The 10,804-nt window shown below is 55.8% G+C and carries 11 protein-coding genes; all 11 read right to left on the reverse strand.

What is annotated here, in order from left to right; genetic code table 11:
* Positions 1-102: 102 nt before the first annotated feature.
* Positions 103-972, reverse strand: coding sequence for a F0F1 ATP synthase subunit A (atpB, locus tag AC3I0A_RS27170; RefSeq protein WP_489375568.1), 870 nt, complete (start codon positions 970-972; stop codon positions 103-105).
* A gap of 16 nt (positions 973-988) precedes the next feature.
* On the reverse strand, positions 989-1,396 hold the full coding sequence (locus AC3I0A_RS27175) for a F0F1 ATP synthase subunit I (protein WP_489375569.1): 408 nt from the start codon (positions 1,394-1,396) through the stop codon (positions 989-991).
* Between the two features lie 147 nt (positions 1,397-1,543).
* On the reverse strand, positions 1,544-2,416 hold the full coding sequence (locus AC3I0A_RS27180) for a ParB/RepB/Spo0J family partition protein (RefSeq protein ID WP_489375570.1): 873 nt from the start codon (positions 2,414-2,416) through the stop codon (positions 1,544-1,546).
* 9 nt (positions 2,417-2,425) lie between these two features.
* Positions 2,426-3,223: a ParA family protein gene (locus AC3I0A_RS27185; protein WP_489375571.1), complete on the reverse strand. Its 798-nt coding sequence runs from the start codon at positions 3,221-3,223 to the stop codon at positions 2,426-2,428.
* 18 nt (positions 3,224-3,241) lie between these two features.
* Positions 3,242-3,886 carry a 16S rRNA (guanine(527)-N(7))-methyltransferase RsmG gene (gene rsmG / locus AC3I0A_RS27190; RefSeq protein ID WP_489375572.1) on the reverse strand — a complete coding sequence of 215 codons (645 nt, stop codon included), beginning with the start codon at positions 3,884-3,886 and terminating at the stop codon, positions 3,242-3,244.
* The gene (gene mnmG / locus AC3I0A_RS27195; protein ID WP_489375573.1) at positions 3,883-5,775 is read right to left on the reverse strand and encodes a tRNA uridine-5-carboxymethylaminomethyl(34) synthesis enzyme MnmG; all 1,893 of its coding nucleotides are present in this window, start codon (positions 5,773-5,775) and stop codon (positions 3,883-3,885) included. The genes rsmG and mnmG overlap by 4 nt, the downstream gene beginning before the upstream one ends.
* Before the next feature lie 538 nt (positions 5,776-6,313).
* Positions 6,314-7,684, reverse strand: coding sequence for a tRNA uridine-5-carboxymethylaminomethyl(34) synthesis GTPase MnmE (gene mnmE, locus AC3I0A_RS27200; protein ID WP_489375574.1), 1,371 nt, complete (start codon positions 7,682-7,684; stop codon positions 6,314-6,316).
* Positions 7,685-7,763: 79 nt separating this feature from the next.
* Positions 7,764-9,446, reverse strand: a complete 1,683-nt coding sequence (gene yidC / locus AC3I0A_RS27205) for a membrane protein insertase YidC (protein WP_489375575.1) — start codon at positions 9,444-9,446, stop codon at positions 7,764-7,766.
* Positions 9,447-9,448: 2 nt separating this feature from the next.
* Complete coding sequence (gene yidD / locus AC3I0A_RS27210) at positions 9,449-9,694, reverse strand: membrane protein insertion efficiency factor YidD (RefSeq protein ID WP_074872215.1); 246 nt, start codon at positions 9,692-9,694, stop codon at positions 9,449-9,451.
* Positions 9,687-10,088: a ribonuclease P protein component gene (rnpA, locus tag AC3I0A_RS27215; protein ID WP_208492426.1), complete on the reverse strand. Its 402-nt coding sequence runs from the start codon at positions 10,086-10,088 to the stop codon at positions 9,687-9,689. The genes yidD and rnpA overlap by 8 nt, the downstream gene beginning before the upstream one ends.
* Positions 10,089-10,104: 16 nt before the next feature.
* A complete protein-coding gene (rpmH, locus tag AC3I0A_RS27220) occupies positions 10,105-10,239 on the reverse strand; it encodes a 50S ribosomal protein L34 (protein WP_003213577.1) in 135 nt (44 codons plus the stop codon).
* Positions 10,240-10,804: the final 565 nt, after the last annotated feature.

A 10,804-nucleotide genomic window follows, 5' to 3' on the forward strand; every position in this document is an offset into this window, starting at 1 on the left:
AGGTTTTTTAGATTTTAAAGCGGTAAAACAAATCGTTTCATAGCCCTGTTCGGGCACCCTCTCGTTTGACCGAGAGGGACATCAGACTAGTCGAGACTGGTCTTAATGGTTCTCTTCGTGCGCCATCGACAGGTAGACAATGCTCAGCATCATGAAGATAAACGCTTGCAGGGTGATGATCAGGATGTGGAACACAGCCCACGCCCATTGCAGCACCACGCCCAGGCCGCTGAGCCAGAGCAGGCCGCTGCCGAACATCACGGCGATCAGGATGAACACCAGCTCGCCAGCGTACATGTTGCCGAACAGACGCAGTGCCAGAGAGATTGGTTTGGCAACCAGCGTCACGAATTCAAGCAGGAAGTTCACCGGAATCAGCAGGGCTTGCAGGAAAATGTTCTTGCTGCCGAACGGGTGCAGGGTCAGTTCGCCGATGAAACCGCCGATACCCTTGACCTTGATGCTGTAGAAAATGATCAGCGCGAAGACCGACAGGGACATGCCCAGGGTCGCGTTCGGGTCAGTGGTCGGAACGGCACGGAAGACCAGATGCGGGTCGCCGGTCACGATGGCAGCCACCTTCGGAATCCAGTCGACCGGTACCAGGTCGACGGCGTTCATCAGGAATACCCAGACAAAAATCGTCAGGGCCAATGGCGCGATCAACGGGTTACGGCCGTGAAAGGTGTCTTTCACACTGCCGTCGACGAACTCGATCAGAACTTCAACGAAGTTTTGCAAAGCACCTGGTTGACCTGAAGTCGCCTTCTTTGCCGCCATGCGGAAAAGAAGAACGAAGATCAGACCCAACGAAACAGACCAGCCGAGGGTATCGACGTGGAATGCCCAGAAGCCCATTTCTTTGGCCTCTGCTGCGGTATGGGCAAAGCCCCAGCCACCGTTAGGTAGCTGACCGAAAGTCAGGTTCTGCAAGTGGTGCTGGATATAGCCCGAAGCGGTTTCTGCTGCCATGGTTGCCTCAAACGCCCTAAGGTCTCGAAAGTCTTGTTTTCATAAGCAGGGGTGCGAACCAGCTGACCAGTTGGGTCAGCACGAAGACGCCAAATACAGCTAGTGGCGCCAATGGCTTCACACCTGCAAACGTCAGTGCAAACAGCACTGCCGTCAAAATCAGTTTGCCCGCCTCGCCGGCATAAAAAGACCGGACGATGGCTTGAGCTGCCCGGGCGCCGGAAAACCGAAATGCCCTGTGAGCGAAATACGCATTGGGCAGCAAGGCTATCAGGCCTCCGCAGAGTCCCGAGTACCCGGCTACGACTCCATGCCAGTACCAGAGCGCCAGAGCGGCCAGTACCAAAACGACAAATTGAGCCAGTAGCACCGGAAAAACGGCCAGGCGATGGAACGGCAAGCGGTTTGGCGTGCGGCTTTCCATCGTTATTGCTCCCCAATGATCGGCTGCCAGAACTCAATAACCTGGCATAATTTGTGCCGACAAAATGCGCGCAGAGTATAGGTGCGGTTCTGCCCCTATTCAACTGCCAGGTAGTGATTTCTAACGGCAGCTACAAATGGAATTGTTTCAGCGGATGTGTGCGAGAACGCCTTGCAACTCATCGAGAGAGTTATAACCGATGACCAATTGTCCCTTGCCCTTCTTACCGTGGCGGATCTGCACGGCAGAGCCCAAGCGCTCAGCCAGACGCTGTTCGAGGCGAGCGATATCCGGGTCGGGTTTGGCCGGTTCGGCAGGCTCATGTTTGCCACTCAACCACTGACGAACCAGTGCTTCAGTCTGGCGTACAGTCAGCCCCCGTGCGACAACGTGTCGCGCCCCTTCAACCTGTTGATTTTCCGGCAAACCAAGCAAAGCACGTGCATGACCCATTTCCAGGTCACCGTGGGACAGCATGGTCTTGATCACTTCAGGCAAAGCGATCAGTCGCAGCAAGTTGGCCACGGTCACGCGGGACTTGCCCACCGCCTCGGCCACTTGTTGCTGAGTCAGCTGGAATTCCTGCTGCAAGCGCTGCAGGGCGACCGCTTCCTCGATAGGGTTGAGGTCTTCGCGCTGGATGTTCTCGATCAGCGCCATGGCGATGGCGGTTTCATCCGGCACATCGCGGACCATGGCCGGGATGGTTTCCTGGCCAGCTTGCTGACTGGCACGCCAGCGGCGTTCGCCAGCAATGATTTCAAAGCGACCCGCACCGATCGGACGCACCACAATCGGCTGCATCACACCCTGGGCCTTGATCGACTGAGCCAGTTCTTCCAGCGCCTGCGGGTCCATGTCTCGACGTGGCTGGTACTTGCCACGTTGAATCAGGTCCAGCGGCAGGTGCTGCAGCTCACGCTGATCGGCCTGCACCGCCAGCTCTTCCAGCGAGCTGACGGTCGGACCACTCAGCAGTGCATCCAGTCCACGTCCGAGACCTCGTTTCTTGACGGCCATGGGGATTCCTTAAGTTGCCTGAGCAGCGGCGGTGCGTGAATTTTTGCGTTGACGACGAACCATCTCGCCCGCCAATGCCAGATAGGCAATAGCGCCCCGCGATGATTTGTCGTAGGCCAACGCCGGCATGCCATAACTGGGTGCTTCGGCCAAGCGGATGTTGCGCGGAATCACGGTGTCATACAGTTGCTCGCCGAAGTGTTCCTTGAGCTGCGCCGACACATCATTCATCAGGCTCAGGCGCGGGTCGTACATGGTCCGCAACAGGCCTTCGATTTTCAGGTTCGGGTTCAGCAACTCAGCGATGCGCTTGATGTTATCCACCAGGTCGCTCAAACCTTCGAGCGCGAAGTACTCGCACTGCATGGGGATGATTACCCCGTCGGCCGCAACCAGCGCGTTGAGCGTGAGCATCGACAGCGACGGCGGGCAGTCGATCAAAATGTAATCGTAGTTTTCGCGGATTGGCGCCAGAGCGCTGCGCAGACGGCTTTCTTTCATCTGCATTTCCAGCAGAACGACTTCTGCCGCCGTCAGATCGCGGTTGGCCGGCAGCAACTGGTAACCACCGTGTTCGGAATAGTGCATGGCCTGAGCCAGATCACATTCGCCGATCAGCAGGTCGTAGACCGAATTTTCCAGGCCGTGTTTATCCACACCGCTACCCATGGTGGCGTTGCCCTGTGGATCAAGATCGATCAACAGCACCCGGCGCTTGGTAGCGACCAGCGATGCTGCGAGGTTGATGCAGGTGGTGGTCTTACCCACACCGCCCTTTTGGTTCGCTATCGCGAATACCTTAGCCATTCTTGCTTGTGTTCCCAATCATGCCGTGCGGCGCAGTATCAGCAGATGGCGTTGGCCTTGGCAACCGGGTACGGCCAAGGCGTGTTCGCTATCGAGGTGGAAGTCTGCCGGCAATGCTACCAGCTCATCAGCAGGATGAACGCCCTTCATTGCCAGCCAACGGGTATCGCGGTCGCCAAGATGGCGGGTCCAGTTGCTGAAGTTCTCCATGCTGCTGAATGCCCGGGACACGATCCCGTTGAATGGCAGCTCAGGCTGGAAAGTTTCGACGCGACTGTGGATAACTTGCAGGTTATCCAGTTTGAGTTCGAGTTTGACCTGGGTCAGGAAGCGGGTTTTCTTGCCGTTGCTGTCCAGAACCGTCACTTGCGAGTCGGGAAACAGGATCGCCAAAGGAATTCCCGGCATGCCGCCGCCACTGCCAACATCCAGCCAACGCCCATTCTCGATGAAGGACATGACGCTCAGACTGTCGAGCAAATGCCGCGAGACCATTTCGTCCGGATCGCGCACTGCGGTGAGGTTGTAAGCCTTGTTCCACTTTATCAACAGGGCCAGATAAGCCAGCAATTGCGCGTGCTGGCTTTCTGTCAGGGTGACACCGAGCTGGCGCGCACCTGTGGATAACTCTTCGGCGTGTTGCGAGGTAACCAACGAACTCAAGCGCTTTGCTCCAACTGACGGCCCGCGCCGCGTTTTTTCAAATGAATCATCAACAGGGAAATCGCTGCCGGGGTGACGCCGGGGATACGTGAAGCCTGGCCCAGGGTTTCTGGACGGGTCGCACCGAGCTTGCTCTGAATCTCTTTCGAGAGACCGGAGATGTTCGTGTAATCGATATCCACAGGCAATTTCGTATCTTCGCTGGCCCGCAGACGAGCAATCTCGTCCTGCTGGCGATCGATGTAGCCGGCGTACTTGGTCTTGATTTCGACTTGTTCGGCAACTTGCGGATCTTCGGCGCCGTCGCCAGTGATCGCAATCAGACCAGCGTAGTCGATTTCCGGACGTGTCAGCAGGTTCAACAGGTTGTATTCGTGAGTCAGTGGCGTGCCGAATTTTTCAGCGATCGCGTCGCCCTGCTCGGTGCCCGGACGAACCCAGGTGCTTTTCAGGCGCTGTTCTTCCAGCTCGATGCTTTCGCGTTTTTTGCAGAACGCAGCCCAACGCGTGTCATCCACCAGACCCAATTCTCGGCCTTTTTCGGTCAGACGCAGATCGGCATTGTCTTCACGCAGGATCAGCCGGTATTCGGCCCGGGAAGTGAACATCCGGTACGGTTCCTGGGTACCGAGGGTAATCAGGTCGTCGACCAACACCCCGATGTACGCTTCATCCCGACGCGGGCACCAGCTGTCTTTGCCTTGGGCGCGCAGTGCGGCGTTGGCTCCGGCCAGCAAACCCTGGGCGCCGGCTTCTTCGTAACCGGTGGTGCCGTTGATTTGTCCGGCAAAGAACAAGCCGCCAATCACCTTGGTTTCCAGGCTGTACTTCAGATCACGCGGATCGAAGTAATCGTATTCGATGGCATAGCCAGGACGAACGATGTGTGCGTTTTCCATCCCGCGAATCGACTGAACGATCTGGATTTGCACGTCGAACGGCAAGGATGTGGAGATCCCGTTCGGATACAGCTCGTGGGTCGTCAGACCTTCCGGTTCGATGAAGACCTGATGGCTTTCCTTGTCGGCAAAGCGATGGATCTTGTCTTCGATCGACGGGCAGTAACGCGGGCCGATGCCTTCGATCACCCCGGAATACATCGGCGAACGATCGAGGTTCGCAGCAATGATTTCGTGGGTTCGGGCGTTGGTATGGGTAATCCAGCAACTGACTTGCGCTGGGTGCTGTTCCTTGGAACCGAGGAACGACATGACCGGGATCGGCGTATCGCCCGGTTGCTCAGTCATCACCGAAAAATCCACGGAACGACCATCGATACGCGGTGGAGTACCGGTTTTCAGGCGACCAACCCGTAACGGCAATTCGCGCAGACGCTGTGCCAGGGCGATCGAAGGTGGATCACCCGCACGGCCGCCGGAATAGTTCTGCATCCCGATGTGGATAAGTCCACCGAGGAAGGTCCCGGTGGTCAATACCACCGAGTCGGCAAGAATTCGCAGGCCCATCTGGGTCACAACGCCGCGGACTTGATCCTGTTCAACGATCAGGTCATCGCAGGCTTGTTGAAATATCCACAGGTTGGGCTGGTTTTCAAGAATCTCGCGGACAGCCGCTTTGTACAAAACCCGGTCGGCTTGAGCACGCGTAGCGCGCACGGCTGGGCCTTTGCGGCTATTCAGCACGCGAAATTGAATGCCACCTTTATCGGTAGCCATGGCCATCGCGCCGCCAAGGGCATCGATTTCTTTGACCAGATGACTTTTGCCAATCCCGCCAATCGCGGGGTTGCAGCTCATTTGCCCGAGGGTTTCCACGTTATGCGTAAGCAGCAGGGTTTTTGCCCCCATGCGTGCTGACGCAAGTGCAGCCTCGGTACCGGCATGACCGCCGCCGATGACGATCACTTCAAAACGGGAAGGGAAATCCACCACGCACCTCGTGCCTGCTTCTATGGGTTATTCGGATAGACCGGCAAGTATAGGGACTTCGACCTTCTTTAAGAACCCTTTGCACAAAATTTAACCAGCTGTGGATGAATCACAGATAATAGAAATTAAAAGAGAGAGATTTATTAAATCTTTGTTTTTATGTTTATTTATACTGAGCCTGTTTTCTGTGGATAGATTCCTACAGCCCTTTATTTTCAATGTGTACAGAGAATCAAAAGTCTGTGGTCATGTGGCAATGAGGCCCTTGGATAACCGGTGTGAGCCTGTGGGTAAAAGTGATGGTTATCCACAAGCGAGGTTTTCCTCAGTTTTCAGGCCCTGTTATCAACTGAGCCCAAGGGCAGTTATTCACAGGGCTTAATCCACAGAAAAGCGGCTATCAAGGCAAATCGCAAGGCAAATCGCGCCCACGGAAAAGCCGCCGACGCGGAGAAATTCCACTCAGCCGTTGAGAAAGGGAGTCAGAAAGAAGGGAAACAGACAGGCGCCGATGGCCTGTCTGTGGAGAAATGAAGCGTTATTTGCCGATGCAGAAGCTGGAAAAGATACGGCCCAGCAGATCATCGGAGCTGAATGCACCAGTAATCTCCCCCAAAGACTGCTGTGCCTGGCGCAAATCTTCGGCCAGCAGCTCACCAGCGCCGGCAAGGGTCAGTTGCGCCCGACCGTGCTCGAGTGAGGTACTCGCATGGCGCAAGGCTTCCAGGTGTCGCCTGCGAGCACTGAAGCTACTTTCAGAGGTCTGTTCATAACCCATGCAGGCTTTGAGATGATCACGCAATAGTTCCAGGCCTTCGCCGGCGGACCTGGCGCTCAGGCTGATCGTCACGTGGCCATCCTCACTGACTTCCAGCGCGATCGCTTCGCCCGTCAGGTCGGCCTTATTGCGGATCAAGGTCACTTTTGCCGGATCCGGGCGCAGCTCCAGGAACTCTGGCCACAGCGAAAACGGATCGAGGGCTTCGGGGGCCGTGGCATCGACGACCAGCAAGATCCGATCTGCCTCACCAATAGCCTTGAGAGCTCGCTCGACGCCAATCTTTTCGACCTGGTCATCGGTATCGCGCAACCCGGCGGTGTCGACCACATGCAGTGGCATGCCATCAATGTGGATATGTTCGCGGAGGATATCCCGGGTGGTCCCGGCAATTTCCGTGACAATCGCCGCTTCGCGCCCGGCCAGGGCATTGAGCAGGCTGGATTTTCCGGCATTTGGCCGACCGGCGATCACCACCGTCATGCCGTCACGCAGCAACGCGCCCTGTCCGGCTTCACGCAGCACGGTGGATAACTCGTCACGCACGGTATCGAGCATCTTCAGTACATGGCCATCGGCAAGGAAGTCGATCTCCTCTTCCGGAAAGTCGATCGCCGCTTCGACGTAGATGCGCAGGCTGATCAGTTGCTCGGTGAGGTTATGCACACGCTGCGAAAACGCGCCCTGCAACGAACGCAAGGCATTGCGCGCCGCCTGTGTAGAACTGGCTTCAATCAGGTCAGCGATGGCTTCGGCCTGGGCCAGGTCGAGTTTGTCGTTGAGAAAGGCGCGCTCACTGAACTCACCCGGGCGTGCCAGACGACAGCCTAATTGCAGACAGCGCTGCAGCAACATGTCGAGTACGACCGGGCCACCGTGGCCCTGAAGTTCGAGCACGTCTTCGCCGGTAAATGAATTCGGCCCCGGAAAATAAAGGGCAATCCCTTCATCCAGAACGTCGTCCTGCTCACTGAGGAACGGACCGTAATGGGCAAAACGCGGCTTCAGTTCACGGCCGCTGAAAGCTTTCGCGGCAATGCTTGCGAGCGGACCGGAGATACGGACGATGCCCACACCGCCACGACCCTGAGCGGTAGCGACGGCGGCAATGGTTTCACGAGGGACGCTCATAACCCAATATCCAGACAAAAGTGACAGATAGCAAAACGCCCCACTAGGGGGCGTTTTGAGTGGTTATCAACAGAGTAAGTTACGCAGCGGCATTTTTGGTAGCGGCTTCGATCTTACGGGTGATGTACCACTGTTGGGCGATCGACAAAACGTTGTTCACTACCCAGTACAGCACCAGACCAGCCGGGAACCACAGGAAGAAGAAGGTGAAGATGATTGGCATCATTTTCATCACTTTGGCCTGCATCGGATCCGGAGGAGTCGGGTTCAACTGCTGCTGGATGAACATGGTTGCGCCCATGATGATCGGCAGAATGAAGAACGGATCCTTGATCGACAGGTCAGTAATCCACAGCATGAAAGGTGCCTGACGCATTTCCACGCTTTCCAGGAGAACCCAGTACAGCGAGAGGAAAACCGGCATTTGCACAAGAATCGGCAAGCATCCACCCAGCGGGTTGATCTTCTCTTTCTTGTACAACTCCATCATCGACTGCGACATTTTCTGCCGATCGTCGCCATGTTGCTCTTTCAGAGCCGCCAGTTTCGGCGCTACTGCACGCATGCGAGCCATGGATTTGTAGCTGGCTGCCGACAATGGGAAGAAGATCCCTTTGATCAGCATGGTCAGGAAAATGATCGACCAGCCCCAGTTACCGACCAGCGCGTGGATATTTTGCAGCAACCAGAAGATCGGTTGGGCAATGAACCACAGAATGCCGTAGTCGACGGTCAGTTCCAGACCTGGGGACAACTCTTTCAGGACCGCCTGACTTTTCGGACCGGCGTAAAGAGTGGCAGTGGTTTCAGCTTTGGCACCCGGTGCAACGGTCAATGCCGGGCCGGTGTAACCAATGATGTAGTTACCTTTGCTGTCTTTACGGGTCTGGACGATGTTGTTTTCGCCCTTCGTCGGAATCCACGCGGTCACGAAGTAGTGTTGCAACCAGGCAACCCAACCACCCTGAACGGTTTCTTTCAGCGAAGCCTTGTCCATGTCGCCCATCGACACTTTCTTGTACGGCTCGGCACTTGTCCACAGGGCGGCGCCCAGGTAAGTCGCGGTGCCAGTGGCAGTGCTGGAAGAAGGATCGGAACTGGCGTCACGCTTCAATTGCGCGAACATTGCACCGGACCATGGCTGAGCGCTCTGGTTGTCGATGACGTACGAAACGCCTACGTCATACAGACCACGCTTCAAGGTGAAGCGCTTGATGTAATTGACGCCGTCCTTGCTGAACTTCAGGTCTACGACCAATTGGTCCTGACCGTCAGCCAGTTGATAAATCTTCTTCTCCGAAGAGAAAACCGGACGACCGGCAGGACTTGCGTCCGGGCCGTTGGTGCCGATCAGACCGCTCTGGGCCAGATAAGTCCGTTCATTGCCGTTATCGAACAGCTGGAACGGAATCTCCGGGTGATCCTGGCGACGAGGATAAAGCGGCAGCTTCAGCTGGGCGATATCACCACCTTGTGGATCGACAGCCAGGTCGAGCACATCCGATTTGATCTGGATGAGATCTTTGCTTACAGCGACTGGCGCTTCGGCAGGTGCACTGGTATCGCTTGCTGCGCGTGGAATGTCGTCACTAACGGAAGCGGTATTACCCGTTGCCGTTTCCGGTAGGCCCGGTGCGGTAGTACTGGCGGCGACATTCTGAGTCGGCAGGGCAGCCTGACCATAGTCCTGGTTCCATTTAAGAACCATAACGTAGGACACGATTGCCAGGGCGACGATCAGGATCGTGCGTTTAATATCCATGATTACTCGGCCATCGAAGAAGAACGGGAGGTAGGGATAGATGGAACCGGGTCATAACCACCGGGATTCCACGGATGACAGCGACCTAAACGACGAAAGGCCAGCCAGCCACCGCGCAGAAGGCCATGATTTTCTATGGCTTCATACGCGTAGCAGGAACAACTGGGGTAGAAACGACAGTGACTGGCCATCAGGGGACTAATGGCATAGCGATAAAACTGGATCGGAACGAGCGCCAGTTTACGCATCGGGACTGTCTACCCCTACAGTTTCGGTTTTGACTGCTGGTACCGGCTTGCTGCGTGCCAGACGCTTCCAGAGTTTGCCGAAATGCTGAATCAATTCGGGGTTTTCTACGTCACCCAAACCTTTGCGCGCGACGATAACGATGTCCCAACCGACCAGAGAATCCTGGTGGAGGCGAAACGATTCGCGCATCAGACGTTTGAGGCGATTGCGCTCAACGGAGAGCTTTACGCTCTTCTTGCCGATCACTAACCCCAGACGGGGGTGGTCGAGATCGTTGTTGCGCGCAAGGAGCAGGAGATTTTTCCCCGGAACCTTGCCGGTGGGGGAGTCAAAGACTGCCTTGAAATGCCGGGGTGTAAGCAGACGCTTTTCCCGACTGAAGTCCTGACTCACCACCAGTACCGGATTATCAAACTGCCAGACGCGCACGACCTTTGGCGCGGCGACGCGACAGGACTGCACGGCCGTTTTTGGTAGCCATGCGAGCACGGAAGCCGTGAGTACGGGCGCGTTTGATGGTGCTTGGTTGGAAAGTACGTTTCATGTCGTGTTACCTGGTTCGTCCACAACGGGCCGGAATGGCCCCCGTTTTAAGAGACCGGCGATTCTAGAGAAAGCAAGCCTCTAGGTCAATTTCCAACCAGCTTTTCCTTCAATTAGATATCTGAGGGGTTTGGCCGTCAGACAGAGGATGGCTAGATATAGAAATAAAGAAGGGAATTATTTAAAGCTTTTCTGTAATGCTTATAAAAGCTAGGGTCGCCATCTTCTGTGGATAAGTACCTTAAGCCCTTCTAGTACGCACTGTACAGAGAATGACAACCATGCTGGAAAACGGTGTTCAGCCTGTGCTGCGCTGTCGGATAAGCTGTGTATGGAATACCATGTTATCCACAGGCAGGTTATCCACCGGGTTTACCCCCCACTTGTACAACGAGCTTAAGTGGGCTTATCCACAGAGCTTATCCACATACCATTGGTCGTGTTTTTTTCGGTTAAGGCGTTGATTCTTCATGCGCTGTCAGCAACCTACATGTGGATAAGTGTGCGTCTGGTCGCTACAATGGCGATTGTTTTTGCCTCACCGGCTTTCAACTTAGGGGATATCC

The organism is Pseudomonas sp. KH_024_B2 (assembly GCF_057839965.1).

Bases quoted from the DNA above. Each gene is read 5' to 3' on its own strand.
- atpB (WP_489375568.1), bottom strand. From the start codon at position 972: ATGGCAGCAGAAACCGCTTCGGGCTATATCCAGCACCACTTGCAGAAC.
- AC3I0A_RS27175 (WP_489375569.1), bottom strand. From the start codon at position 1,396: ATGGAAAGCCGCACGCCAAACCGCTTGCCGTTCCATCGCCTGGCCGTT.
- AC3I0A_RS27180 (WP_489375570.1), bottom strand. From the start codon at position 2,416: ATGGCCGTCAAGAAACGAGGTCTCGGACGTGGACTGGATGCACTGCTG.
- AC3I0A_RS27185 (WP_489375571.1), bottom strand. From the start codon at position 3,223: ATGGCTAAGGTATTCGCGATAGCGAACCAAAAGGGCGGTGTGGGTAAG.
- mnmE (WP_489375574.1), bottom strand. From the start codon at position 7,684: ATGAGCGTCCCTCGTGAAACCATTGCCGCCGTCGCTACCGCTCAGGGT.
- yidC (WP_489375575.1), bottom strand. From the start codon at position 9,446: ATGGATATTAAACGCACGATCCTGATCGTCGCCCTGGCAATCGTGTCC.
- yidD (WP_074872215.1), bottom strand. From the start codon at position 9,694: ATGCGTAAACTGGCGCTCGTTCCGATCCAGTTTTATCGCTATGCCATT.
- rpmH (WP_003213577.1), bottom strand. From the start codon at position 10,239: ATGAAACGTACTTTCCAACCAAGCACCATCAAACGCGCCCGTACTCAC.